Source organism: Mycobacterium sp. (assembly GCF_019247635.1).
In the GTDB taxonomy this organism is placed as follows: Bacteria; Actinomycetota; Actinomycetes; order Mycobacteriales; family Mycobacteriaceae; genus Mycobacterium.
Map to the genome: position 1 here is coordinate 1 of NZ_JAFBAR010000017.1, position 25,491 is coordinate 25,491.

A 25,491-nucleotide genomic window follows, 5' to 3' on the forward strand; every position below is an offset into this window, starting at 1 on the left:
CCCCTGCGCCCCGGCGTCCACCACACCCGCCCGGCTGAGCACCGCGAGCTGCCGCGGGGTATCCGCGAGCGCCCGGCCGGCCGACTCGGCCACCGCATGCAGTTGTTCGGCGAGTGGGCGGTACCGATCGTCCTCCGCGGCACACGCCGCGGCGTGTAGCACCGTCAGCATCGTGCCGGCCACCGGTTCGCTCACCGCGGCGGTGGCCAATCGATCCGCCACGGCGAGTGCGCCGGCCAGATCGGCCGGCCCCGCGGTGGTATCGCTGTCCAGCGACTCGGCGAAGCCGCGCAGGATCTGGGACAGGATCACCCCGGAGTTGCCGCGGGCACCGTTGAGCGCACCCGCCGACAGCGCCGCCGCCACCTGAACGACGTTGGACGACCCCGCCCCCGAACTGGCCGCCGAGCCCACCTGAGCGAGCGCGGAACGCATGGTGAACAGCATGTTGGCGCCGGTGTCGGAGTCGGCGACCGGGAACACGTTCAGCCGGTTGATCTCGTCGATATGGGTGATCAGGTCGCTGACCGCGGTGTGCGCCCAATCCCGCAGGGCGGCGGCGTCCAGCCGACGATCCGAACTGCCCAACTGACCCCACCTCCTGCATGTCGACCCTGTGCACTGAGCCTGATTGAGCCTAGCCAGCGATCACGACAGCACAGGTCATGGCGCGTCGGCACGTGTTGATCGCGCGTGGCGGCGGTCAGCCTGGTGAACCGGCATCTGCCAGATGAGGCCGCGAATTGCCCCGGGCGGGCAGTCAGGATGAGTCAATGCGCGTTTTGGCGGTTGACCACCACAGTCGCTATCCTGGGACAGCCTGGGGGGACCCGGGCCGACCGGCCAGATTGCCGGACCCAAGCAAAAGAGGAGTTGGCAAAATGGCCGCTGTGTGCGATATCTGCGGGAAAGGACCCGGCTTCGGCAAGTCGGTGTCGCACTCCCACCGCCGCACCAGCCGCCGGTGGAACCCCAACGTCCAGACCGTGCACGCCATCACTCGTCCCGGCGGCAATAAGCAGCGCCTCAACGTCTGCACGTCGTGCATCAAGGCCGGCAAGGTCACCCGGGGCTGACCCGCCGCCGTCGCCCGGCACCACCCCGACGTCGTCGTGATGGACTTGCGGATGCGGCGGATCAACGGCATCGTCGCGCCACGCTGATCGGCTGGCGGTAGACAGGGTGGTCCAGACGCTGCCCATCGGCCTCAACACGTTGGACGCTGTATGGCCACGATAGGAAGCTGACACGGTATCGCCGATGGCAGCGTGGACGGCTCACGTCAATGTCGGCTAGCACGATGTCGTGGACACCGCAACCGGCTGCGCGCCCGTCGCATCGGACTACCCAAACCTCTAAGGTCAAATCAACGGGGATTGACCGACCCTAGCAGGAGGTCAGTGCATGGACGGTGACGTCCGGGGGGGTGCCCTTCGGGCGTTATCGCCTGATCGACTTGTTGGGCCACGGCGGCATGGGCCAGGTGTGGCGGGCTTGGGACCCGGTGATGGGAAGATTCGTCGCCTTGAAGGTGCTGCCCGAGAGTTACACCGACAACGCAAACTCGCAGGAACGTTTTCGGCGCGAAGCCCGTGCGGCAGCTGGACTCGACGAACGCCATGTGATCCCGATCTATGACTCCGGTGAGATCGATGGGCGCCTGTTCGTGACGATGAAGCTGATCAAGGGCGCCGACTTGCAGCAGCTTGTCGAGGACGGCCCGCTCCCTCCGGAGCGGGCGGTGTCGATCATCGAGCAAGTCGCCTGGGCGCTGGACGCCGCCCATCGGGTCAAGTTAGTACATCGGGATGTCAAGCCGTCCAACATCTTTGTCGAACACGACGACTTCACCTATCTCATCGACTTCGGTATTGCCCGGGCCGCCGGGGAGGGCGGGCTGACCAGCACCGGGTCGACGATCGGCACATGGGCCTACATGGCGCCGGAGCGCTTTAGAAACGGCGTTGCCGACGCGAGTTCGGACATCTATGCGCTGGCCTGCGTGCTGTATCAGGCGCTGACCGGTCAGCCGCCGTTTCCCGCCGAGGCGCTGGAGCAGATCGCGGTCGCACACATGCTGCAACCGCCCCCGAAGCCCTCGGAGCTGCAGCCGGCGGTCCCTGAGGCAATGGACGACGTTATTGCGCGCGGGATGGCCAAAGAGCCCGACCAGCGCTACGCCAGCACCGTGGAGCTTGCCCGCGCGGCGCGGGCGGCGCTAGCGCACAAACTCGATCCGCCCCTAACAAGCGAGGAAGCAACTGCTGCAACAGGATCCGCACCCACTGACCCAGCGCCCACGGTGCCTGATCCAGCGCCCACGGTGGCAGACACTAGCACTGAGCCGCAGGTGACTGCGGAATCCACAAACCAGCAAAATATCCCGCCACCCAACACCGAACGGACGCTGCCAGAGCAGCACTCGCCGCCTCCACCGGCGCAACTGCCAACGATGCAAGCACCCACCGATATCGAGGGCCGCTCAATTGCGCCGGCGCCGCCAACGCATGACGGCCCCTCTGCCGATTCTCGGCCACCAGTCAAACGAACCAGCACCCGCACGAAAATCCTCGCCGCACTGGCCGTGGTCGTCGTGGCGGTAATCGCCATCGTGGCCATCCGGACCAACCATCACCAGCAACCGCAATCGCAGCAACATCCATCACAGCAGCCATCCGCGGCCCCATCACAGACAGTCCTGCCATTCACTGACCTCAAGTCGCCTAACGGTGTCGCGGTGGACAACACCGGCGCGGTCTACGTTGTCGACAGCGGCAACAATCGCGTGGTCGAACTGGCCGCAGGGGCCTCCACCCAGACCGTTCTGCCGTTCGCCGGCCTCAACAATCCGTGGGACGTCGCGGCGGACGGCACGAATGCGATCTACGTCACCGACGAGGCCAATGGTCGGGTTCTCGAGCTGGCGTCGGGCACCAGCACCGCAACGGTGCTGCCATTTACTGACGTGTTTGAGCCGAGAGGTGTTGCGATTGATCGCGCCGGCGCAGTATATGTCGCCGCAAGCATCACAGCCGGCAAGTTATATCCGATAGTCAAGCTGGCCGCGGGCGCCACCCGCCAGGCCCTGCTGCCATCCGGCGTGAGCAATCCGTTCGGCGTCGCAGTTGACAGCACCGGCGCGACCTACGTTATTGGGTTCGGCGACGGCGTCAGAACCGACGACGATGATGGGGTGCGCAAGTGGGCGGCAGGCGCCACTGCCCCGACGTGGCTGCCGTTCGCCGGACTCGGCAGGCCCGGCGGTGTCGCCGTCGACGGCACGGGCGCGGTCTACGTCACCGACAGCAGCAACAATCGGGTGCTCAAGCTGGCCGCGGGCTCCGCTACCCCAACGGTGCTGCCGTTCACCGACCTCAGAGGGCCTGGGCGTATCGCAGTCGATGCTGCCGGCGCAGTCTACGTCGTCGACCTCAATAATCGAGTAGTCAAGCTTCAGCAGTAAAGCCGAGCAACGGACAGTGACCTGCCAAACCGCTCCTGAACACGAGCGGCGGTTCGTCGAGACTCTCATCGACGCCAGTGCGCAACCCCAGTCCCAGGCGCGCCCCAAGGATTCATTGAGAATCCGCCAAGGGTCACCGGAGACACTCGCCAAGGCGGCTGATACTTACCTGGATGCACCTGCGGCAACCGCCGCCTCGACGCAATCGACCATCGGAGAAAAAGGAGCCTCAGTCATGCCCGAAAAACCGAATTCAGTTGGCAGCGCGTCGCTGTCGCTGACAGCGACGTTTTCAAATCCGAAATACACGCACTCCGCGATCATGGCATTAGGCATCAAGGGGCGCGAGAAGCTCGGTGTGCCCTATATAGCCGTGGACGGCGTCGAACAGGAGGGCGACTGGGCCGCTCCCACCCGCGTGGACATCACGCCCGGCAACCACCAGATCGAGGTGTACTTCAAACTGAAGGGATTACCCGTGAAACGGGGAAAGGGCAAGGCGGACTTCACCGCATCCGACGGCGAGGTGTCCGTCCACGCCCGTTTCGATCAATACACCACCACCACCGAGATCAACGTGCCCGGGCAGCCCCTGATCCGGAAAAAGCGCATGGTCTTCTAAGCCGGCTGGAAAGCGAGTCCACGACGACCTCGACACCGATCACATGGCTAAGTGCCCGGCGTCGACGGGTATCGCCACGCCGGTCACGTACCGGGATCGCGGGCTGACGAGCCACAGCACCGCCTCGGTGACGTCCTGCGACTCGACCAGCGGCACGTCGGGCAGCAGCATCTGCGACACGGCGGGGTTCGGGTTCTCTTGCATCTGTTTCACCACGAAGTCGTTGAGGATCATCGGCGTCGCGACGCCGCTGGGATGCACCGAATTGACCCGAATCTTGTGCTGCGCGTATGCGTTTGCCGCCGAGCGCATGAGTCCCACCACGCCATGCTTGGAGGCGGCGTAGGCGAACATCGCCGCACTGCCGTCACCACCCCGGCCGGTCAGGCCCTGGGACGAGCTGACCAGAACCACCGAACCACCGCGGCCCTTGCGGACGATCGACGGCACCGCCGCCAGCAGCGTGTGCCATACGCCGCGCAGGTTGGTGTCGACGATCGCGTTGAACACCGGCTCGTTTCGGGTCTCGGTGTCGCCGATCGCCACCACCCCGGCGTTGGCGATGACGATGTCGATCTCGCCGACCTCCCCAATCCCGGCCTGCACTCCCGCCTCCAGTTGGACCAGGTCACGGACGTCAGCCAACACGCGTGCAACCTTGCGGCCGGTGGCCTCGACCCGCCGCGCGGTCTCGTCGAGATCGGACTTGGTGCCCAGCGCGTAGGGAATCGCGTCGATGTCGGCGCAGATGTCCACGGCGATGATGTCGGCGCCCTGTTCGGCGAGCGCGACGGCATGGCTGCGTCCCTGGCCGCGCGCCGCGCCGGTGATGATGGCGACGGTGTTGTCGAGTTCACCCATGACCGGGAACGTCCAAGCTCGTCGCGGTCTCGGCTTCGGCGAATGCCACCAGACGGGCGGCGGCGTCATAATCACCGGCAACCACCGTGCGCCCGATGAACGCCGGGACGCCGCGCAGGCCGAGCCTCCCGCTGACGCCCACATAACTGCCCGGCGGCACCGGCTCGCTGATGCAGTACAACGTGGGCGCCGCGCCCTCGTCGATGTCGTTGGCCAGCCGGTCGGCGACGGCCTTAACGGTCGTGTGCGCCAACGACATCAGCGGGGAGTCGGATAGCTGTGACAGGTTCGATGCCACCCAGCCCGGGTGGGTGAGTTGGCTGACGATCGGCGATCCCGCCGCCCGCAGCCTGCGATCCAGCTCCAGCCCCCACAACATCACGGCAAGCTTCGACTGGCCGTAGGCCCGCAGCCTCGTCCACTTGTGGCGGCGCAAGTGCAGGTCGTCGAGGTGCAGCGGCGCCGACCGGTGCGCCTCGGAGCCGACGATGATGATCTGCGAACGAACCCGGGGCAACAGCAGGTTGGTCAGCGCGAACGGTCCGAGCAGGTTGGTGCCCAGGGTCATCTCGAAGCCATCGACGGTGTCGGTGCGGCGGCCGGTGAGCGTGCCGGCGTTATTGATCAGGATGTCGATGTCACCGTCGACCAGATCGGAAAAGGCGCGCACCGACGACAGGTCGGCGAGGTCGAGCTTGGCCACAGTGGGCGGGCGGCCGCCGCTCGCCGAAATTTCAGCGGCACGTTGTTCGCCGAGTTCGGTGTTGCGCACCGCCATAATCACCTGAGCGCCGGCTTTGGCGAGAGCGCACGCCGTACCCAGCCCGACGCCGTTGGTTGCTCCGGTAACGATGATTCGTTTGCCGGTCAGGTCGCCCAGCCGGCTCGGTGTCCAGGGTTGCGTCACGGCGATTAAGAATAGTGGTCGGTTCTATGTAAATCAGTCCGGTTCTGCCAACATGATCTGCTGTGGCTGCCGGTGAGAGCGCAACAGCGATCAGCAACCTGATTTACACCTACGCTGAACTCCTGGACGGCGGCGACCTGGACGGGGTCGCTCGGCTCTTCGAGCATGGCCGCATCTGTGGGGTAGCGGACGGCCCACCGGACACGGTGTTCGCCGGGGCCGCCCGAGTGCGGCAGATGTACGACATGGCCACCCGCATCTACGAGGACGGCACCCCGAAGACCAAACACAACACGACCAACGTGCAGCTGCACATCGACGAGGCCGAGGGAACCGCGCGCAGCACGTCCTACTACAGCGTCACGCAGGCCACCCCCGATTTACCGCTGCAGGTGATCGTGACCGGGCATTACCAGGACACCTTCCACCGGATCGACGGCGTCTGGTGGTTCGACAGCCGCACCATGTTCGTTGACCAGGTCGGTGACGTCAGCCAGCACCTGAAGTTCTGAGTGGACGCCTTCGACCCGACGGCCGTTATGGCCGAGGCGCAACGCAAGGAGTCACTAGACGACTGGGGTCCCGGTGAGTTCGAACGTCCGCTGCGAGTGTTGCTGGACGACTACCCGGGCGCCGGCCTCAATTCCATCGGCGTGCACATCCTGCGGTCGGGGATCGTACACAGCCTCCGGATGCGCCTGCGCGCACAGGAATGGATCCGCCGTCATCCCGAGATTCTTGACGAGCGGGTCACCGCGCCGATCGTCGTCGTTGGGATGATGCGCAGTGGGACGACGCTGCTACAGCGATTGCTGGCCGCCGACCCGCGGTTCGTCTGCGCCTTCGGCTGGGAGGTGGTGGAGGTCGCGCCCCGGCTCGACCACGAGTTCGCCGGCTCTGATGTCGAAGACCCCCGCATCGCCATAAGCGAAGCGCGGGAGGCGAAATCGCGCGAATTGGCACCGGAACTGTTCGCCATCCATCCGATGTACGCGCGGGAAGCCGAGGAAGAGATCGTTTTCCTGGCCGATGCATTTCTGTCTCACGTGCCCGAATCCGGCGCGCACCTTCCGCATTACCGGTCCTGGATCGACGGGCAGGACTTCACTCCCGCCTACGACTACCTGCACCGCATGCTGCAGTTCCTGCAGTGGCAGAAGCGGCAACGGGTTTGGGGGGGACTGCCGCCCAAGCGCTGGGTGCTCAAATCACCGGCGCACCTTGGCTACCTGGACCTGTTGCGGGCGCAGTTTGGCGACGTGCACATCGTGCACATGCATCGCGATCCGCGCACCACGATCGCTTCGGGCGCCAGCCTCAACGCGACACTGCACGCGATGCACGCCGACACCGTGGACCTTGCCCGCGTGGGTGCGCAGTGGTTGCAGCGGATGGGCTGGACCAACGACCGGGCGCTGGCGGTCCGCGACCGCTGGACCGACGAGGAGGCCCGGGTGACCGACGTCGGGTTCGACGAGGCGGTGGCCGATCCGATCGGGCAGGCGGCGCGCGTATACGACGCCGTGGGCCTGCCGCTGACCGCCCGGGCCGAGGGCACGATGCGACGCTGGCTCGACGAGCGTCCCCGCGAGGCGGCGCGACCGCCCTACGGGCTGGCGACCTACGGGCTGCGTCCCGAGCAGGTCGACGAGCGATTCACGTTGTACAACAAGCGTTTCCGGCAGTACATCGGATAGTGAGGAGCATTTCGATGGTTGACGATCCAGTTTCGCCTGTCTCGACAGCGTCCCAACGCGAGCAGGAACTGGCCGCGCTCGACCTGATCGAGCACCCCACCGTCAAGGCCGCGTATCGAAGCGTGGCCGAGACGTGGCTGAGCCGCGCCAAGGCCTCGCCGGCGATGCGGGAGCGGTTCGACGACGCGTTCGCCGAGGTGATGTTCTCCGCGGCGGTGTGGTCGTCCAACCAAGACAAGCTACGGCCCAAGGTCAGCTGCATCACCCGGCTGGCACACCCCGTGGACGGCCGTCGCATTCCCGGGTCACGTTGGGGCATCGACAATCCCGACAGCGTGTACCGGGTGATCCCGATCTCCGGCGACGAACGCTACGAGATCCACGGCCGGGTCGGTGAGCACCGCATGACCGAGAACTACTTCACGCTGTGGGACGCGCAGATGGGCACCGTCGACGTGCTCAACGGCCGCACCATGCGGGTCGACTCCGACGGCAGCTTCGCCATCACCGTCGATTCCGACCCCGCCAACGGCCGGCCCAACCACGTGCGAACCACCCCGGCGGCACACGAGTTCTACATCCGCGACGTGCTGCTGGACTGGGGCCGCGACGATCCCAATTACTTTGAGGTGCAACGGCTTGGCGGCCCACCTTCGGCACCGGCACGCACGCTCGACCAGCAGGCCGAGGCGACCGCGGCGATGATGGCGTATTTCGCGAACTTCACCGGAAAGCTCAGCCATGGCGTGTACAAGATGCCGGCCAACCACTTCGACCTGGCGTGGTCGGCCGACAAGGACGGTGCGATGCGCAATCAGTTCTATGTCATGGGCCGCTTCGACCTCGCGCCGGACGAGGCCTTCGTGGTCGACCTCAATGATGGTGGTGCCCAATACTTCACGGTGCCGCTGAGCAATATCTGGGGAACCACGCTGGACATCGTCGACCGCACCGGCAGCCTCAACAAGGCGCAGTCGGTAGCCAACGAGGACGGCACCTACACCTACGTGATCTCGCCGGTCGATCCCGGCGTGGTGAACTGGATCGACTCCGACGGGCTGCGGGAGGCCATCCTGACGTTGCGCATGGCCGAGTTCGGCGAGGCGGGCCCCCGCGAGGGCCTCGGCGCCCGCGGGCGCGTGGTCAAGCTGGACCGCCTCGACACCGAGGTGCCACACCTGCAACGGGTGGGCCCGCAGGAGCGGGGGGCCCAACTCGCCGAGCGGCGAAGGGCGTACCTGCGGCGCCTGCCGGAAGGGACGGCCTGAGATGACGCGCTGGCTGATCACCGGATGCTCGACCGGCTTCGGCCGCGAGATCGCCCGCGCCGCACTGGAAGCCGGGCACACCGCGGTGGTGACCGCGCGACGGGCCGACGCGGTGCGCGATCTCGCCGGGGAGTTCGGTGACCGCGCGGTTGCCGTCGCACTCGACGTGACGGACCCCGGCCAGATCGCGGCCGCGGTGTCGGCGGCCGACGCCGCGTTCGGTGGGATCGACGTCCTGGTCAACAACGCCGGTCACGGGTACCTGTCGGCGGTGGAGGAGGGCGAGGACGCCGAGGTGCGAAAGCTGTTCGACGTCAACTACTTCGGTGCCGTCGACATGATCAAGGCCGTGCTGCCGGCGATGCGCGCCCGCGGCTCCGGCCACATCGTGAACATCTCCTCGATGACCGGGCTGGTGGCCAACCCGCCCAACGCCTACTACTCGTCGACCAAGTTCGCTCTGGAGGCGGTGACCGAGGCGCTGGCCACCGAGGTGCGGCCGCTGGGCATCAAGGTGACCGCCATCGAACCCGGCGCCTTCCGCACCGATTGGGCGACCAGGTCGATGAAGGAATCCGGCTCCCCCATCGCCGATTACGCCGACGTGGCGGCGCGCAAGGACCTGATCAAGCAGTTCGCCGATCACCTGCCGGGCGACCCGCGCAAGGTCGCCGCGGCCGTGCTGATGGTGACCGAACTCGACGATCCACCGCTGCGGTTACTGCTGGGCCGCGACGTGCTCAAGGCCATGCGCGACAAGATCGCCGCGATCTCGGCGTCGATCGACGAGTGGGAGTCCGTCACCAAGGACGTGAACTTCCCGAAGTCGTAATAGCGTGACCCACGGTGCACCGCCCGACGTCAGGACCGGACCACAATGACGGTCTTGCCCGGGCGCCGGTCCCGGCGTCGACCGCTTTCGAAGGCCTCCCGGCCCTTGGCGAGCGGAAAAGTCTGCGCGATCTGCACCTGCAGGCGGCCACCGTCGACCAGTGCCGCGAGTTCGGCGAGCTGCTCCCGATTCGGCGTGACGATGAAAAATGTTGCCGTGACGCCGTTTCGTCCGCCAGTTCCTCTGGCGGGGGCGCCGACAGCGTGACCAGGCGCCCGCCGCGGCGCAACACGCCGAAGGATCGCCGCAGCGTCTGCCCGCCCACGGTGTCGACGACGACATCGTAGGGGCCAGAGTCGTCGAACGCCTCGCCGCGCACATCGATCACCCGCCGCGCACCCAGGCCGAGGACCGACTCGCCGGCATCGCTGCGAATGGTCGCGGTGACCCGCGCGCCGAGAATGGCCGTCAGTTGCACGGTCAAGGCTCCCACGCCGCCGGCTCCGCCGTGCACCAGCACGTCCTCCCCGGGCTGCACCGCGGCGTGTTCGCGCAGGGCCTGCAGCGCGGTCAGGCCCGCCAGCGGCAACGCCGCGGCCGCGGTGTGCGACACCGATACCGCTTGGCGGCCAGGTCGGCCGCGGGCACGGTGACGAATTCGGCTGCCGCGCCGTCACGGTCGAATCTGATCAGCCCGTACACCTCGTCGCCGGTCTTGAGATCCGTCACCCCAGAGCCGATCTCAGATACCACCCCGGATACTTCATGCGACGGGATCGCCGGCGTCCGGGTCCAGGTCTCGGCCCAGCTGAGCTCGTCGAACGTGATAGCCGCGGCGTGCACCGCCACCAGGACTTCGGCCGCCGCCGCCACCGGCACCGGCGCAGGTTCGACCGTCAGCACCCTCGGGGCCGCCGCGGGGGTGTGCCCGCAGCGCGGTCATCACGGCAGGCGCCAGTCGATCGGGTCGGCGCCCATCCCGGCAAGCAGTTCGTTGGCGCGGCTGAACGGGCGGGAGCCGAAGAATCCGCGAGAAGCCGACAGCGGCGAGGGATGCGGCGACTCGATCGCGACGCAGTTGTCGCGGTTATCGCCGCCCAGCATCGGTTTCAGGGTCGACGCATCGCGGCCCCACAGGATCACGACCATCGGTTGTGACCGGGCGACGAGAGCGCGGATGGCGCACTCGGTCACCGCTTCCCAGCCCTTGCCGCGATGCGACGCCGGGTTGCCGGGGCGCACGGTGAGCACCCTGTTCAGCAGCAGCACACCGCGCTCCGCCCAGGGTGTCAGATCGCCGCAGGACGGCTGGGGATGGCCCAAATCAGCGACATACTCGTCGAAGATGTTGGCCAGGCTCCGGGGCAGCGGACGTACGTCGGGGGCCACGGAGAAGCTCAGGCCCACCGCGTGCCCGGGGGTGGGATACGGGTCCTGGCCGACGATCAGCACCCGCACGCTGTCAAAAGGGAAAGTGAACGCCCGCAACACGTTCGGGCCCGCGGGCAGGTATCTCCGGCCAGCGGCGATCTCGGCCCGCAGGAACTGCCCCATCCGCGCGACCTGATCGGCCACCGGCTGCAGGGCGGCCGCCCAGCCGGGCTCGACGAGTTCGCTGAGCGGACGCGCGCTCATCCCAAACCCCGGCGAGCGTGCGTGGATGTACGGCGACACGCCGTGCGGAGCGGCATTATGCGCACGCTCGCGCTCCGGTACCTAGCCGAAAGACCGCCAGCCAGCGTGCCCATCCCACTCCTTCCCGTCCACCAGCACTCGGGCCGGCCCGTCGACCACCCGCCCGATGACGCGCCACCCGGCCGGCGGTGCACCTCCGAAACAGGCCACCATTGCGTGGTCCTCACCGCCCCCGAGGACCCACGCCCAGGGGTCGGCGCCCGCGGCGGCGGCGGCCGCGGCAACGGCGTCGCGATCCGGCGCCAATGCCGCCGTGGACAGCTCGATGCCCACCTCGGACGCCTCGGCGACATGCCGCAGGTCGGCGACGAGGCCGTCGGAGACGTCAATCATCGCCTGGGCCCCCGCAATCGCCGCCGCGACACCCTGCCCGTAGGGCGGCCGCGGCACAAGATGCCGTCGCCGCAGCTCCTCGAAGTCGTCAATCCGGTTGTCCCACAATGCATACCCGGCCGCCGAGCGGCCCAGCTCGCCGGCCACCGCAAGCGCGGAACCCGCCTTCGCCCCCGACCGCAGCACCGGGGTGCCGTCGTCCAGGTTGCCCAGGACGGTCACCGAGACCACCCACTGCGGGCAGCTGACCAGGTCGCCGCCGACGATGCCGGCCCCGACCCGCTCCGCCTCGTCCCACATTCCGTCGACGAGCTCATCCAGCTGCGCCACCGGCGTCGCGCCGGGAGCCCCGAAGCCCACCACGAACGCGGTGGCCCGCGCGCCCATCGCCTCGATGTCGGCGGCGTTCTGTGCAATCGCCTTGCGGCCGATGTCGTGCGGTGTCGACCAATCCAGCCGGAAGTGCCGATCCTGGACGAGCATGTCGGTGGATACCACCGTGCGACGGTCACCGGCCGATACCACCGCCGCGTCGTCGCCGGGGCCGAGCAGGACCGTGGCCGGCTGCCAGCGGTCCGCGACCAGCCGGTCGATCACGGCGAATTCACCGAGCTCTGCCAGCGTCGCCGATTCCTCGGGTTTCTGGGGTCCCTGAGATTCGCCGCCCACCGCCACCTCCTCCGCTGCCCCACCTGCGGTAAGTTGGATTTCTGCCCGCGCGAGCGGACCGCGCCAGTGTACGAACAGCGCGACAGGAGGTACCCGGCAAGGTGACAGGCGGCTCCCCTGCCGACGCTCAAACCGCTCGGGACGCCGATCAGGTTGCCGACTCCGGTGGACCGCCGCGCGCAGTTTTGTTCGTCGCGTTAGCGCTGGCTGTCGCGGCGATCGGCAGCATCCTGGTCATCGCGGCTACCCGCACGGCGCCCCAGCAACCGGTCACCCTGCCCGCCGTCCCGGCCCCGCAGGCCGCCGACCCGGCGTGCAAGGCGCTGACGGCGGCGTTGCCGCACCGGCTCGGCGACTACCAGCGGGTGCCCGTCGCGCAGCCCGCCCCGGAGGGGGCGAGCGCCTGGCGGGCCGGGTATGACTCCGAGCCGGTGGTGCTGCGCTGCGGGCTCGAGCGCCCGACCGACTTCGTGGTGGGTGCCCCGATCCAGGTCGTGGACCGGGTGCAGTGGTTCCGGGTGGGCGCGCAACAGCAGGCGACGGACGCAAACAGGTCCACCTGGTACACCGTGGACCGACCGGTGTACGTGGCGCTGACGCTGCCATCGGGATCCGGCCCGACACCCATCCAGGAGCTCTCCGAGCTGATCGACCGCACCATCGCGGGGGTGCCCATCAGCCCGGCGCAGCCGCGCTGATCGGGCCTACCGAAGACCCACGCCGCGCGCCAAGGCCGTATCCACCATGGTCGCCAGCAGCGTCGGATAGTCGACGCCACTGGCCGCCCACATCCGCGGGTACATCGAGATCGTGGTGAACCCGGGCATGGTGTTGAGCTCGTTGATCACCGGCCCGTCGTCGGTGAGGAAGAAGTCCACCCGGGCCAGGCCCTGGCAGTCGATGGCCCGAAACGCGCGGATCGCCAGTTGGCGCACCGCGTCGGCGACCTCGTCGTCGACCTTGGCCGGAACGTCCAATTCGGCGGCGTCGTCGAGGTATTTGGTCGCGAAGTCGTAGAAGGAGTCCTCGCGTCCCCGCACGCCGGCCACCCGGATCTCACCCAGCGTGCTGGCTTCCACTGTGCCGTCGGGCAGTTCTAGCACGCCGCACTCCAGCTCACGCCCGCTGACCGCCGCCTCGATGATCACCTTCGGGTCGTGCCGGCGGGCGGTCGCAATGGCGACCGGCAGCTCGTCCCAGGTCGATACCCGGCTGACGCCGATCGACGATCCGCCGCGCGCGGGTTTGACGAAGACCGGTAGGCCGAGCCGTTCGCGCTCCTCGGGGTGCAATGTCGGGCGTGCGGGGCGCAGCACGGCATGCGCGCCCACCGGAAGCCCGTCGGCCGCCAACAGTTTCTTGGTGAATTCCTTGTCCATGCCGGCCGCGCTGGCCAGCACGCCGGCACCGACATACGGGACACCGGCCAGTTCGAGCAGTCCCTGAATGGTGCCGTCCTCGCCGTACGCGCCGTGCAACACCGGAAACACCACGTCGACCGAGCCCAGAACCCCACCGGCGCCCGGTGGCAGCGACACCAGCTGCCCGCCCCTGCGCGGGTCGGCCGGCAGGGCCAGCTCGGCGCCCGATTCGGAGCTCACCTGCGGCAACTGCCGGTTGGTGATCGCCAGCGCATCCGGGTCGCCGTCGGTGAGCACCCAGGACCCTTCGGGGGTGATGCCGACCGCGATCACGTCGAACCGTTGCGGGTCGAGATTGCGCAAAATGCTGCCCGCCGACACACACGAAATGGCGTGCTCGTTGCTCCGGCCGCCGAAGACGACGGCCACGCGCACCCGGTCGGAGGCGGTCACAACCTAAAGAGGTTACCGGGTACGGCGGGTGCGAGCCGGGTTGGCAGCTCCGACGGGCGATGGCGTTGATTCTGCGCTGACGGCGGCCTGCACTCGAAACTCTTCGCCCTGGACGCAGAATCAACGCGCCGGGTGGCCCCAGGACCGGGCCTATTCGGGCTTGGTGCTTCGCCCCAGCAGCAGGGCCATTGCCTCGTCCACCGAGAGCCCTTTGTGGCAGACGCGGTGGACGGCGTCGGTCAGCGGCATCTCGACGTCGTAGCTGGACGCCAGCGCCAGCACCGACTCGCACGACGTCACACCCTCGACCACATGCCCGTCACCGCCGTGGGACACCGACTCCATGGTCTCCCCCCGGCCCAGGCGTTCGCCGAACGACCGATTCCGCGAACGCGGGGACGTGCAGGTGGCTACCAGGTCTCCGACCCCGGCCAGACCGGCCAGCGTGGCGCCCTTGGCGCCGAGCGCGATGCCCAGCCGCATGATCTCCGCCAGGCCCCGGGTGATGATCGCCGCCGCCGTATTTTCGCCCAGCCCCACACCTGCCGCCATCCCGCAGGCCAGCGCGATGACGTTCTTGCACGCCCCGCCGATCTCGGTGCCGACGACATCGCTGTTGGTATACGGCCGGAAGTAGCCGCTGTTGAGCATGCGCTGCAAGGCCACCGCGCGCCCGGAGTCGTTGCACGCGATCACGGTGGCCGCGGGGTGGCACTGGGCGATCTCGCTGGCCAGGTTGGGTCCCGAAATCACCGCGATTTGCGCCGGGTCCACGCCGGTCACCGAAACGATGACCTGGCTCATCCGCATCAGCGTGCCCAACTCGATGCCCTTGGCCAGAGAGACCAAGGTCGCGCCGTCGGCCAACATCGGCACCCACCGCTCGAGATTGGCTCGCAACGTCTGCGCCGGCACGCCCAGCAGCACCGTCGTCGCGCCGCGCAGCGTCTCCTCCGGATCGGCCGTGGCCCGCACACCCTCCGGCAACAGCGCACCGGGCAGGTAGTCGGGGTTGTACCGGGTCGCATTGATCTGGTCGGCGACCACTGATCGCCGCGCCCACAGCGTCACTCCGGCCTCGGGTCCCCCCGCTTCCCCGAGCACTTTGGCCAGCGCCGTGCCCCAGGCCCCGGCGCCCATCACCGCGACGGTTCCCGCGCTGGCCATCCGTCCTCCTTGGGTCCGGCCGGCTTCCGGTCGGTTGTCACGATCACGCTAGCGTGTCCTCGGCACGCGGGCGGTCCCCCGGGCTCGCGGGCCACGCACGCGCCGGCGCTGGCAGGATGACGTCATGAGCGGCAGACGTGCCGAGGGTGCGGGCGATGTCGGCTTGATCATCGCCGTCAAGCGGCTGGCCGCCGCGAAGACCAGACTGGCTCCGGTGTTCTCGGCACCGACCCGGGAGAATGTCGTGCTGGCAATGTTGGTCGATACGCTGACCGCCGCGACGCGCGTTGCCGCGGTGCGCGCGATCACCGTCATTACGCCCGACGACGCCGCGGCCGCGGCCGCGGCCAAGCTGGGAGCCGATGTACTGACCGACCCCACACCCGAAGGCGATAGCGACCCCCTGAACCAAGCGATCGCCGCCGCGGAACGCACGGTTGCCGAGTCTTCTGCCAATCTCGTTGTGCTGCAAGGCGATTTGCCCGCGCTGCAGACGCAGGAGCTGGCCGAAGCGATCGCGGCCGCCCGTCAGCACCGACGCAGCTTCGTGGCCGACCGGCCCGGCACCGGAACGGCCGCACTGTGCGCGTTCGGAACCGCGCTGGAGCCGCAATTCGGCGTGGATTCGGCCGCGCGGCACCGTCGTTCGGGCGCAATCGAGCTGACCGGCGCGTGGCCCGGTCTGCGCTGCGACGTCGACACACCCGCCGACCTGGCCGCCGCCCGCCGGCTTGGGGTCGGGGCGGCGACCGCCCGCGCCGTCGCGCAGCACTGACAGACGCGACCCGGCTGTCGCGGGGGTGAACAGAACACCAACGAGGGATGGATGCCCCTTGGTCGGTAGCAGCCGCACCCGGTAATGAGCGATGATCGCAGGGTGACCGAAATCGAAGCCCGTCCAGTCGCAGATGTATCGGACGATCAAGATGCGTGGCAACCCGGTGACTCGGCCCCCGGGGCGCCTCCCGCCGCGACTCCGTCCGCGATCGAGGACACGATCGGCGACGAGTTTCCGGCCGACCGCTATCTCAATCGGGAACTGAGCTGGCTGGACTTCAACGCGCGCGTGCTCGCATTGGCTGCCGACACCTCGATGCCGTTGCTGGAGCGGGCCAAGTTCCTGGCCATCTTCGCGTCGAATCTGGACGAGTTCTACATGGTCCGGGTCGCCGGCCTCAAGCGCCGCGACGAGATGGGCTTGTCGGTCCGTTCCGCCGACGGTTTGACGCCGCGTGAACAACTTCGCCGGATCGGCGAGCAGACCCAACAGATCGCGACCCACCACGCGCGGGTGTTTCTCGACGACGTGCTCCCCGCGCTCGGCGAGGAGGGCATCTACATTGTCACCTGGGACGACTTGGATCAGGCTGAGCGAGAACACTTGTCAACCTATTTCAACGAACAAGTCTTTCCCGTCCTCACCCCGCTGGCCGTGGATCCGGCCCACCCCTTCCCGTTTGTCAGCGGGCTGAGCCTGAACCTGGCGGTGACCGTCAAGCAACCCGAGGACGGCGGCCAGCACTTCGCCCGGGTCAAGGTGCCCGACAACGTCGACCGCTTCGTCGAGCTCGAGGCCCACGGTGACGACGACGGCGCCGAGCAGACCGTCCTTCGGTTCCTGCCGATGGAGGAATTGATCGCGGCCTTCCTGCCGGTGCTCTTCCCCGGCATGGACATCGTGGAGCATCACGCGTTTCGTATCACCCGCAACGCCGACTTCGAGGTCGAAGAGGACCGCGACGAGGACCTGTTGCAGGCGCTGGAACGGGAATTGGCGCGCCGACGGTTCGGGTCACCGGTGCGACTCGAGGTCGCCGACGACATGACCGAGGGCATGTTGGAACTGCTGCTGCGCGAACTCGACGTCGACCCCGGCGACATCATCGAGGTGCCGGGACTGCTCGACCTGTCGTCGCTGTGGCAGATCTACGGCCTGGACCGCCCGGCGCTCAAGGACCGGGCATTCGTGCCCGCCACGCACCCGGCCTTCGCCGACCGGGAGACACCGCGCAGCATCTTCGCGACGCTGCGCGAAGGCGATGTCCTGGTGCACCATCCGTACGACTCGTTCTCCACCAGCGTGCAGCGATTCATCGAACTGGCCGCCGCCGACCCCAACGTGTTGGCGATCAAACAGACGCTGTACCGCACCTCCGGTGATTCGCCGATCGTTCGGGCACTGATCGCCGCCGCCGAAGCGGGAAAGCAAGTGGTGGCGATGGTCGAGATCAAGGCGCGCTTCGACGAGCAGGCCAACATCCGTTGGGCGCGAACACTGGAGCAAGCGGGCGTGCACGTGGTGTACGGATTCGTCGGGCTCAAGACGCACTGCAAAACCTGCCTGGTGGTCCGCCGGGAGGGTTCAACGATCCGGCGCTACTGCCACATCGGGACCGGCAATTACAACGGCAAGACCGCCCGGCTCTACGAGGACGTCGGTCTGTTGACGGCCTCCGCCGAGATCGGCGCCGACCTGACCGACCTGTTCAACTCGCTGACCGGTTACTCGCGCAAGGTGTCCTATCGCAATATTTTGGTGGCACCGCACAGCATTCGCACGGGCATCATCGAACGCGTCGAGCGCGAGATCGCCGCCCACCGCGAGCACGGTGGTGGGCTGATCCGGATGAAGATGAACGCGCTGGTCGACGAACAGGTCATCGACGCGCTCTATCGCGCGTCGCAGGCGGGAGTGCGGGTCGATGTCGTGGTGCGCGGAATCTGTGCGCTGCGTCCGGGCGCGGAAGGTCTGTCCGAAAACATTTCGGTGCGCTCCATTCTCGGCCGCTTCCTGGAACATTCGCGCATCCTGCAATTCCGCGCTATCAACGAGTTCTGGATCGGCAGCGCGGACATGATGCATCGCAACCTGGACCGGCGGGTCGAGGTGCTGGCTCAGGTCAAGGACTCGCGGCTCACTGCGCAGTTGGACGAGTTGTTCGAGTCCGCTCTGGACCCATCCACCCGGTGTTGGGAACTCGGGCCCGACGGCCAATGGACAGCACTGCCACGCGAAGGCCAATCCGTACGCGACCATCAGGTGTCACTGATGGAGCGACACAGCAGTCTCTGACGGTCGGTGGTCATTCCAGTCGTTTTGGGGCAACATCGGTGCGCGTGCCCGTTTCCGTGCGCGGCGCGGCTGGTTTGGACTGCCCGACCGCGCCATCCGATGATCGCCGAATCTAACTGCAGGAGTTGAGGTGTCGCCCCAGAACTCCGGCCGCCGCAGATCGGCGGGCCGTACCGTGTGTGCGGCCGGCGCGGTGTTGTGGCGCGTCACCGACCCCGCGGCCGACGCGGCACTCGAGATCGCGGTGATCCATCGTCCCCGCTATGACGACTGGTCGCTGCCCAAGGGCAAGGTCGATCCCGGCGAGACCGTGCCGGTGGCAGCCGTGCGCGAAGTGTTCGAAGAGACCGGCCACCGCGCGATCCTGGGCAGGCGACTCGCCACGGTGAGCTACCCGATCGACTCAGGCACCAAGAAGGTGTATTACTGGGCCGCGCGCAGCACCGGCGGCCAATTCGTCCCGGGTCGGGAGGTCGACGAGCTGCGCTGGTTGCCCGTCGCCGACGCGATGCGCAAACTGGACTACGCGCAGGACCGAAAAGTGTTGCGTCAGTTCCTAAAAAAGCCCGCGGACACGCAGACCGTGTTGGTGGTCCGGCACGGTACGGCAGGTGACAAGGCCCGCTACTCCGGGGACGACACCAAGCGGCCGTTGGACAAGAAAGGCCGGGCGCAGGCCGAGGCGCTAGTTGCCCAACTGCTGGCCTTTGGCGCCACCGACGTGTACGCGGCTGACCGGGTGCGTTGCCGGCAGACGGTGGAACCGCTGGCCGCCGAACTCGGGGTGGTCATTCACAACGAGCCCACACTGACCGAGGAGTCTTACGCCAAGAGCCCGAAGCGCGGACGACACCGGATGCTTGAGATCGCCGCTGCGTCAGGCACACCGGCGATCTGCTCACAAGGCAAGGTAATTCCGGACTTGATCGCGTGGTGGTGCGACCGCGACGGGGTGCGTCCTGACAAGTCCCGCAACCACAAGGGCAGCACCTGGGTGCTGTCGCTGTCCGCGGGACGGCTGGTGGCTGCCGACCACATCGGCGGCGCGCTGGCCGCCAACGTGCGGGCCTGACTGACACGAAAAACCCTTCGGAGGCAACGCTGCCACCCGAAGGGCATTTCGTGTGCGGCCTACCTGCGACCGCGCCTGGTTGCCGCCTTCTTGGCCGGAGCCTTCTTGGCCGGCGCCTTGCTCGCGGCCTTCTTGGCCGGAGCCTTGGTCGCCGCCTTGCGCACCGGAGTCTTGGCTGCGGTCTTCTTCACGGCCTTGGTTGCCTTCTTGACGGCCTTCTTGACCGGAGCCTTGGTCGCGGCTTTCTTGGCCGGAGCCTTCTTGGCCGGGGCCTTGCTCGCGGCCTTCTTGGCCGGAGCCTTGGTGGCCGTCTTCTTGGCCGCGGCCTTTTTGGCGGGAGACCTCTTGGCCGTCGTCTTCTTGGCGGCGCCGGCAACCACACCGCGCTTGACTGCGGGTCCTTCTGACGGGAGCTTTTGTGCCCCAGCCACAACCGCTTTGAATTGCGCACCAGGACGGAACGCTGGGACGGACGTCGGCTTCACTTTCACCGTCTCGCCGGTGCGCGGGTTGCGAGCCACGCGAGCCGCGCGGCGACGCTGTTCGAAAACACCGAACCCGGTAATGGTGACGCTGTCACCCTTGTGCACCGCACGCACAATAGTGTCGACGACATTCTCGACGGCGGCGGTCGCCTGCCGACGGTCCGAGCCCAATTTCTGTGTGAGCACATCTATGAGCTCTGCTTTGTTCATCCAATCCTCCGAAGCTAGTGGTCCTCGTTTAGGAACCGACTAGTGGACACGGTAAACCCTCACCTGGCAAATTGCCAAGAGCCACGCGCAATTTCAAGTCGCCGCGACGGGAATTTTCGGAATCCGGTTGCCGCCCTTGACCGGTGGCGCACCCTCAAATTCCGAAAGGCTTAGACGATCTAGGAAGTGTTCCTGGAGGCGATATTAGGGCCGCGCTAATCCTTCAGCCGGTGGCCAGAGTGCGCGGTTTCCAGTCCGGGTAGGCCGCCTCGAACGCCTCTATCATGTCTAGTTTCCGCAGCGTAAGGGCTATATCGTCGAGCCCTTCCAGTAATCGCCACGCCGTGTACTCGTCAATCTTGAACGGCAGCACCACTGTTCCCGCGGTGATATTTCGATCTTGAAGATTGGCAGTGATTTCCAGGCCCGGGCTCTGCTCGATGAGCTTCCAAAGCAGTTCCACATCGTCTTGAGCAACTTCGGCCGCCAGCAGCCCGGCCTTGCCGGCGTTGCCCCGGAAAATGTCACCGAACCGAGAGGAGATAACCACTCGGAATCCGTAGTCCATGAGTGCCCACACCGCGTGCTCTCGCGATGAACCGGTGCCGAAATCGGGTCCGGCAACCAGTACTGAACCACGGTCAAAGGGGCTGAGGTTTAGCACGAATGACGGATCCGACCGCCAGCTCGCGAACAAGCCGTCCTCGAAACCGGTTCGGGTGACGCGCTTCAGAAAGACCGCGGGGATGATCTGGTCAGTATCGACATTGGACCGCCGAAGCGGCACGCCGATACCGGTGTGGGCGCGAAAGGCTTGCATGTTCCTCCCTTTCAATTCAAATCGGTCGGCGCGGACAGTGTGCCGCGAACGGCAGTGGCGGCGGCAACGGCCGGGGAAACCAAATGTGTGCGGCCGCCTTTGCCCTGCCGCCCTTCGAAGTTGCGATTGGACGTTGCCGCGCACCGTTCCCCCGGCGCGAGCTGATCGGGGTTCATGCCCAGGCACATCGAGCATCCGGCCTGACGCCATTCGGCGCCCGCGGACGCGAACACCTCACCGAGCCCCTCGGCTTCGGCCTGCGCCCGCACCCGCATCGACCCGGGAACGACCAGCATCCGCACACCGTCGGCGACCTTGCGGCCGCGCAACACGTCGGCGACTACGCGTAGATCCTCGATGCGGCCGTTGGTACACGAGCCGACGAACACGGCATCGACCGAGATGTCGCGCATCGCGGTGCCGGGTCGAAGGTCCATGTACGCCAACGCTTTCTCGGCGGCTTGCCGCCCGGCGTCGTCGGTCATCAGCTGCGGGTCCGGCACGGCGGCCGCCAACGGCACCCCCTGGCCGGGGTTGGTGCCCCAGGTGACGAACGGGCTCAACGAGGCCGCGTCGAGATCAACCTCGGTGTCGAAAACCGCGCCCGGGTCGGTGCGCAGCTCTCGCCAATTGGCCACCGCGACATCCCACTGCGCGCCCGCCGGCGCGTGCGGACGACCACGCAAGAATTCGTAAGTGGTGTCATCAGGCGCCACCATGCCCGCTCGGGCACCGGCTTCGATGCTCATGTTGCAGACCGTCATCCGGCCTTCCATCGACAGCGATTCGATGGCGCTGCCGCGATATTCGATTACGTGGCCCTGCCCGCCGCCGGTGCCGATCTTGGCGATCAACGCGAGAATGACGTCCTTGGCGGTCACCCCGGCCGGCAGTTGCCCATCGACGTTGACCGCCATGGTCTTGAACGGCCGCAGCGGCAATGTCTGCGTGGCGAGCACGTGCTCGACTTCCGAGGTCCCGATTCCCATCGCCAGCGCCCCGAATGCGCCGTGGGTCGAGGTGTGACTATCGCCGCAGACGACGGTCATGCCCGGTTGGGTGAGGCCTAATTGCGGCCCCACGACATGCACGATGCCCTGGTCGATATCGCCCATCGGATGAAGGCGGATACCGAATTCCGCGCAGTTGCTCCGCAACGTCTCGACCTGAGTGCGCGACACCGGGTCCGCGATCGGCTTGTCGATGTCGATCGTCGGCACGTTGTGGTCCTCGGTGGCCAGCGTCAACTCCGGCCGGCGCACCCGCCGGCCGGCCAGCCGAAGGCCGTCGAAGGCCTGCGGGCTGGTGACCTCATGCACCAAATGCAAATCGATGTAGATCAGGTCGGGTTCGTTCGCGCCGCCGGCTGCCACAACGTGGTCGTGCCAAACCTTCTCGGGCAGGGTGCGCGGTGCACCGGTTTGCGATTCCATTTCGAAATGCCTCGATTCGTCTTTTGATCAGGGCTGGTGATCTCACAATGCGAGACGCTAGTATCTCCTTGTGAGACAGCATAGCGGCATCGGCGTGCTGGACAAAGCCGTGGGTCTGCTGCACACCATCGCGGAATCCCCCTGCGCGCTGGCCGAACTGTGTGACCGAACCGGCCTGCCCAGGGCCACCGCGTACCGGCTCGCGGCCGCCCTGGAGGTTCACCGGCTGCTTGCGCGCGACGATGAAGGCCGCTGGCTGCTCGGTCCGGCCGTCACCGAACTCGCCGCCCGTGTCGATGATCCGCTGCTACTGGCGTGCGCGGCGGTGCTGCCGGCGCTGCGCGAAACCACCGGCGAAAGCGTGCAGGTGTACCGTCGCGAGGGCACTTCACGGGTCTGTGTGGCGGCGTTGGAACCGCCTGCGGGCCTTCGCGATACGGTTCCTGTCGGCGCGCGGTTGCCCATGACGGCAGGCTCGGGTGCCAAAGTGTTGCTGGCACACAGCGACGCCGCCACCCAGGAGGCCGTGCTGCCGATGGCGAAGTTCACCGACCGGGCGCTGGCCGACGCGCGCCGGCGCGGTTGGGCGCAAAGCGTTGCCGAACGCGAGCCCGGGGTAGCCAGCGTGTCAGCGCCGGTGCGCGACGGTCGTGGCGTTGTGATCGCAGCCATTTCGGTGTCGGGTCCCATCGACCGGTTGGGCAGACAGCCGGGGGCACGCTGGGCCGCCGACCTGCTGGCCGCGGCCGAAGCGCTGAGTCGGCGCTTGTAGTTTCGCTCGACTCCGCGTGACGAGCGCGCGGCCACCGAGTCTGCGTTCAGGGCGGGCCCCGGGCGAATGTTGAGTGCCTGCGTGCAGGTTCGGTGCCACCACTTCAGGCTCGGCGCGAATCGCCTGACAGACTGACGCCCATGGGAACGAACCAGCGCGCAAGCATCGTCATGTCCGAGGCCGAAATCGCGGACTTCGTCACCACCAGCCGCACCGGCACGCTGGCCACGATCGGTCCCGACGGCCAGCCCCACCTGACCGCGATGTGGTACGCGGTGGTCGACGGCGAGATCTGGCTCGAGACCAAGGCCAAGTCGCAGAAGGCCGTCAATCTGAAACGCGATCCGCGGGTGAGCTTCCTGCTCGAGGACGGCATGACGTACGACACGTTGCGCGGGGTGTCCTTCGAAGGCGTCGCCGAGATCGTCGAGGATCCCGACGCGCTGCACCGGGTCGGGATCAGCGTGTGGGAGCGCTACACCGGTCCCTACACCGACGAGATGAAGCCGTTCGTCGACCAGATGATGAACAAGCGGGTCGGGGTGCGCATCGTCAGCCACCGCACGCGTTCCTGGGATCACGGCAAACTGGGGATGCCGCCCATGCCGGTCGGCGGCTCCACCGCGCCGGCCGGTTAGGCGGCCGCGAGTTGTGGCGAGTTGCCGCGAGTTGTGGCGAGCAGACGCAAAAGCACCCGACACGCCGGGCGTGCGGGTGCTTTTGCGTCTGCTCGGCGGAGAGATGCCTGCGCGAAAAAGTCAGCCGTGTTGGCCGGCCATGCCGTCAGCGCCCTTGGTGCCGGCAGTACCGGCGTGTCCGGATGTTCCCCCGGTGCCGACAGCGCCCGCTGCGCCGCCGCTGACCCCGCTGCCTCCGTCGCCGCCGGCACCGCCGGCACCGCCGGTGCCGGCGATGCCCGCCTGGCCGAACAGCCCGCCGGCGCCGCCCGTCCCGCCTGTGCCGCTGCCGCCGCCATTACCGCCGGTGCCGCCGGCGCCGCCAATGGCGCCATCGCCGGCGTTACCGCCGTAGGTGGCGCTGCCGCTACCGGTGTTCCCACCATCGCCGCCGCCGCCGCCAAGGCCCCCCGTACCGCCCTGTCCGCCCTGCCCGCCTATGCCCGCGTTGCCGCCATTGCCGCCATCGCCGAAGATCCCGCCGGCGCCGCCCGTACCCCCGGCGCCGCCGGCGCCACCGGCGCCGCCCGTACCCCCGGCGCCGCCGGCACCGGCGTCGCCACCGGTGCCGCCAAGGGCCTGGGCACCGGACGAAGCGCTGGAATAAGACCCGTTTCCGCCGTCGCCGCCCAGTCCGCCGCCTGCTCCGACGCCGCCAGCCCCGCCGGCGCCACCGACGCCGCCGGCCCCGCCATTGCCGACCAGCAGTCCGCCGTGACCCCCGCTACCGCCGGCGCCGCCCGCACCACCCGTGCTGCCCGCCGCGCCGGCGGCACCGCCACCGCCGTCGCCACCGGCCCCGGCGGAGGCATACGAATTAGCGCCGAGCGTGGAGCCGGACCCGCCGTTGCCGCCGGCGCCGCCCGCACCACCGGGGGCCGAAGCGTTGGTCCCGTTGCCGCCGTCGCCCCCGTTGGCCACAGCGCCCGCCCCGAAGCCCAACGCCGCTCCCCCAGTGCCGCCGGCGCCGCCGTTTCCGCCGGCGCCACCGGTGCCGCCGTTGCCGCTGGATGCGTACCCGCCTGATGAGGAGGACGCTGGCCCCCCGGTGCCGCCGGTGCCGCCGGTGGCGGAGGTGCCGCCGCTGGCGCCGTCCCCGCCGGTGAATCCGAAGGAATTGCCGGTGGTGCTGTCGTAGGTGCTGCCGCCGGTGCTGCCGGTGGCGGCCTGCCCGCTGATGACGGGGTTGACGCCGTTCGCCCCGACCAGACCTGTGCCGCCCAGGCCGCCGGCACCGCCGGCGCCGAACAGGATGGCATTGCCTCCAGCACCCCCTTGGCCGGGCGCACCGCCGTTGATGCCGGCTGTAGCGGCGCCGCCTTGCCCCCCACTGCCGCCGTTACCACCCAGCCACCCACCGGAGCCGCCGTTGCCGCCCAGCGCGCCCGCCCCGCCTGCCCCGCCGCTTCCGCCGTTGCCGATCAACCCCGCACTGCCGCCGGTCCCGCCGGCCTGGCCGGACGCGCCCGACCCACCACTGCCACCGTTGCCCCACAGCAACCCGCCGGCGCCGCCGTTTGCGCCGCTGCCCGCCGCGGCATTGGCGCCATCACCGATCAGCGGTCGCCCAAACAAGGCCTGGGTAGGGGCGTTGACCGCATCGAGCAGAACTTGTTCTGCG

The 25,491-nt window shown here is 67.9% G+C and carries 25 protein-coding genes and 2 pseudogenes; 14 read left to right on the forward strand and 13 right to left on the reverse strand.

Annotated features, from left to right (window positions below; genetic code table 11):
• Positions 1 to 588 (reverse strand): DAK2 domain-containing protein (locus tag JO236_RS02630; protein ID WP_293324339.1); only part of this gene is annotated, 588 nt, incomplete at its 3' end.
• Between the two features lie 293 nt (positions 589 to 881).
• Between JO236_RS02630 and rpmB the strand changes: the two genes are divergently transcribed.
• The 4 genes and pseudogenes from rpmB (at position 882) to JO236_RS02645 (ending at position 4,085) form a co-directional block, all read left to right on the forward strand.
• Complete coding sequence (rpmB, locus tag JO236_RS02635) at positions 882 to 1,076, forward strand: 50S ribosomal protein L28 (RefSeq protein WP_293324342.1); 195 nt, start codon at positions 882 to 884, stop codon at positions 1,074 to 1,076.
• Positions 1,077 to 1,160 (forward strand): annotated as a pseudogene (locus tag JO236_RS22440) (DNA-binding response regulator); the annotation flags it as partial. It lies immediately after the preceding gene.
• Between the two features lie 251 nt (positions 1,161 to 1,411).
• A complete protein-coding gene (locus JO236_RS02640; RefSeq protein WP_293324345.1) occupies positions 1,412 to 3,463 on the forward strand; it encodes a serine/threonine-protein kinase PknD in 2,052 nt (683 codons plus the stop codon).
• Between the two features lie 16 nt (positions 3,464 to 3,479).
• On the forward strand, positions 3,480 to 4,085 hold the full coding sequence (locus JO236_RS02645; protein WP_293324348.1) for a hypothetical protein: 606 nt from the start codon (positions 3,480 to 3,482) through the stop codon (positions 4,083 to 4,085).
• Between the two features lie 39 nt (positions 4,086 to 4,124).
• Here the strand turns inward: JO236_RS02645 and JO236_RS02650 are convergent, their stop codons facing one another.
• Together JO236_RS02650 and JO236_RS02655 are read right to left on the reverse strand one after the other, a co-directional pair.
• Positions 4,125 to 4,946, reverse strand: coding sequence for a mycofactocin-coupled SDR family oxidoreductase (locus tag JO236_RS02650; RefSeq protein WP_293324351.1), 822 nt, complete (start codon positions 4,944 to 4,946; stop codon positions 4,125 to 4,127).
• The gene (locus JO236_RS02655; RefSeq protein ID WP_293324353.1) at positions 4,939 to 5,853 is read right to left on the reverse strand and encodes an SDR family NAD(P)-dependent oxidoreductase; all 915 of its coding nucleotides are present in this window, start codon (positions 5,851 to 5,853) and stop codon (positions 4,939 to 4,941) included. The genes JO236_RS02650 and JO236_RS02655 overlap by 8 nt, the downstream gene beginning before the upstream one ends.
• 62 nt (positions 5,854 to 5,915) lie before the next feature.
• Here JO236_RS02655 and JO236_RS02660 point away from each other — a divergent pair, with 62 nt between their 5' ends.
• The 4 genes from JO236_RS02660 to JO236_RS02675 are packed head-to-tail and all read left to right on the forward strand — an operon-like array spanning position 5,916 to position 9,650.
• Positions 5,916 to 6,365 carry a nuclear transport factor 2 family protein gene (locus tag JO236_RS02660; RefSeq protein ID WP_293324355.1) on the forward strand — a complete coding sequence of 150 codons (450 nt, stop codon included), beginning with the start codon at positions 5,916 to 5,918 and terminating at the stop codon, positions 6,363 to 6,365.
• A 27-nt stretch (positions 6,366 to 6,392) separates the two neighbouring features.
• Positions 6,393 to 7,550 carry a sulfotransferase gene (locus JO236_RS02665; RefSeq protein WP_323802144.1) on the forward strand — a complete coding sequence of 386 codons (1,158 nt, stop codon included), beginning with the start codon at positions 6,393 to 6,395 and terminating at the stop codon, positions 7,548 to 7,550.
• Positions 7,551 to 7,564: 14 nt separating this feature from the next.
• The gene (locus tag JO236_RS02670) at positions 7,565 to 8,818 is read left to right on the forward strand and encodes a hypothetical protein (protein WP_293324362.1); all 1,254 of its coding nucleotides are present in this window, start codon (positions 7,565 to 7,567) and stop codon (positions 8,816 to 8,818) included.
• Between the two features lies 1 nt (position 8,819).
• Positions 8,820 to 9,650 (forward strand): oxidoreductase, encoded by an 831-nt coding sequence (locus tag JO236_RS02675; RefSeq protein ID WP_293324365.1) that lies wholly within the window; start codon positions 8,820 to 8,822, stop codon positions 9,648 to 9,650.
• Between the two features lie 29 nt (positions 9,651 to 9,679).
• Here JO236_RS02675 and JO236_RS02685 read toward each other — a convergent pair.
• The 4 genes and pseudogenes from JO236_RS02685 to JO236_RS02700 all read right to left on the reverse strand — a co-directional run bounded on the left by JO236_RS02685 (position 9,680) and on the right by JO236_RS02700 (position 12,347).
• Positions 9,680 to 10,263, reverse strand: a pseudogene (locus tag JO236_RS02685) (zinc-binding dehydrogenase).
• Entirely contained in the window at positions 10,221 to 10,529 is a 309-nt protein-coding gene (locus tag JO236_RS02690) for an alcohol dehydrogenase catalytic domain-containing protein (RefSeq protein WP_293324368.1), read from the reverse strand. Before JO236_RS02690 ends, JO236_RS02685 begins: the two are co-directional and overlap by 43 nt.
• A 63-nt stretch (positions 10,530 to 10,592) precedes the next feature.
• Entirely contained in the window at positions 10,593 to 11,285 is a 693-nt protein-coding gene (locus JO236_RS02695) for a uracil-DNA glycosylase (RefSeq protein WP_293324371.1), read from the reverse strand.
• A gap of 81 nt (positions 11,286 to 11,366) precedes the next feature.
• The gene (locus JO236_RS02700) at positions 11,367 to 12,347 is read right to left on the reverse strand and encodes a thiamine-phosphate kinase (protein ID WP_293324374.1); all 981 of its coding nucleotides are present in this window, start codon (positions 12,345 to 12,347) and stop codon (positions 11,367 to 11,369) included.
• A gap of 101 nt (positions 12,348 to 12,448) precedes the next feature.
• Here JO236_RS02700 and JO236_RS02705 point away from each other — a divergent pair, with 101 nt between their 5' ends.
• Positions 12,449 to 13,045 (forward strand): DUF3515 domain-containing protein, encoded by a 597-nt coding sequence (locus tag JO236_RS02705; protein WP_416362138.1) that lies wholly within the window; start codon positions 12,449 to 12,451, stop codon positions 13,043 to 13,045.
• 6 nt (positions 13,046 to 13,051) lie between these two features.
• Here the strand turns inward: JO236_RS02705 and JO236_RS02710 are convergent, their stop codons facing one another.
• Together JO236_RS02710 and JO236_RS02715 are read right to left on the reverse strand one after the other, a co-directional pair.
• The gene (locus tag JO236_RS02710; RefSeq protein WP_293324377.1) at positions 13,052 to 14,161 is read right to left on the reverse strand and encodes a D-alanine--D-alanine ligase family protein; all 1,110 of its coding nucleotides are present in this window, start codon (positions 14,159 to 14,161) and stop codon (positions 13,052 to 13,054) included.
• Positions 14,162 to 14,311: 150 nt separating this feature from the next.
• Entirely contained in the window at positions 14,312 to 15,328 is a 1,017-nt protein-coding gene (locus tag JO236_RS02715; protein ID WP_293324380.1) for an NAD(P)H-dependent glycerol-3-phosphate dehydrogenase, read from the reverse strand.
• A 124-nt stretch (positions 15,329 to 15,452) separates the two neighbouring features.
• Here JO236_RS02715 and cofC point away from each other — a divergent pair, with 124 nt between their 5' ends.
• The 3 genes from cofC (at position 15,453) to JO236_RS02730 (ending at position 19,473) form a co-directional block, all read left to right on the forward strand.
• Positions 15,453 to 16,103 carry a 2-phospho-L-lactate guanylyltransferase gene (cofC, locus tag JO236_RS02720; protein WP_293324383.1) on the forward strand — a complete coding sequence of 217 codons (651 nt, stop codon included), beginning with the start codon at positions 15,453 to 15,455 and terminating at the stop codon, positions 16,101 to 16,103.
• An 84-nt stretch (positions 16,104 to 16,187) separates the two neighbouring features.
• Positions 16,188 to 18,401, forward strand: coding sequence for an RNA degradosome polyphosphate kinase (locus JO236_RS02725; RefSeq protein WP_293324386.1), 2,214 nt, complete (start codon positions 16,188 to 16,190; stop codon positions 18,399 to 18,401).
• 130 nt (positions 18,402 to 18,531) lie between these two features.
• On the forward strand, positions 18,532 to 19,473 hold the full coding sequence (locus JO236_RS02730) for an NUDIX hydrolase (RefSeq protein WP_293324389.1): 942 nt from the start codon (positions 18,532 to 18,534) through the stop codon (positions 19,471 to 19,473).
• A gap of 59 nt (positions 19,474 to 19,532) precedes the next feature.
• Here JO236_RS02730 and JO236_RS02735 read toward each other — a convergent pair whose 3' ends face one another.
• The 3 genes from JO236_RS02735 to leuC all read right to left on the reverse strand — a co-directional run bounded on the left by JO236_RS02735 (position 19,533) and on the right by leuC (position 22,421).
• A complete protein-coding gene (locus tag JO236_RS02735) occupies positions 19,533 to 20,168 on the reverse strand; it encodes an HU family DNA-binding protein (RefSeq protein ID WP_293324392.1) in 636 nt (211 codons plus the stop codon).
• Between the two features lie 223 nt (positions 20,169 to 20,391).
• Entirely contained in the window at positions 20,392 to 20,988 is a 597-nt protein-coding gene (gene leuD / locus JO236_RS02740) for a 3-isopropylmalate dehydratase small subunit (protein WP_293324394.1), read from the reverse strand.
• 11 nt (positions 20,989 to 20,999) lie between these two features.
• Positions 21,000 to 22,421: a 3-isopropylmalate dehydratase large subunit gene (gene leuC / locus JO236_RS02745; RefSeq protein ID WP_293324397.1), complete on the reverse strand. Its 1,422-nt coding sequence runs from the start codon at positions 22,419 to 22,421 to the stop codon at positions 21,000 to 21,002.
• Between the two features lie 70 nt (positions 22,422 to 22,491).
• Between leuC and JO236_RS02750 the strand changes: the two genes are divergently transcribed.
• Together JO236_RS02750 and JO236_RS02755 are read left to right on the forward strand one after the other, a co-directional pair.
• Complete coding sequence (locus JO236_RS02750) at positions 22,492 to 23,193, forward strand: IclR family transcriptional regulator (RefSeq protein WP_293324400.1); 702 nt, start codon at positions 22,492 to 22,494, stop codon at positions 23,191 to 23,193.
• Between the two features lie 140 nt (positions 23,194 to 23,333).
• Entirely contained in the window at positions 23,334 to 23,831 is a 498-nt protein-coding gene (locus JO236_RS02755) for a PPOX class F420-dependent oxidoreductase (RefSeq protein WP_293324404.1), read from the forward strand.
• 120 nt (positions 23,832 to 23,951) lie between these two features.
• Here JO236_RS02755 and JO236_RS02760 read toward each other — a convergent pair.
• On the reverse strand, positions 23,952 to 25,491 hold a 1,540-nt coding region (locus tag JO236_RS02760; protein WP_293324407.1), incomplete at its 5' end, for a PGRS repeat-containing protein.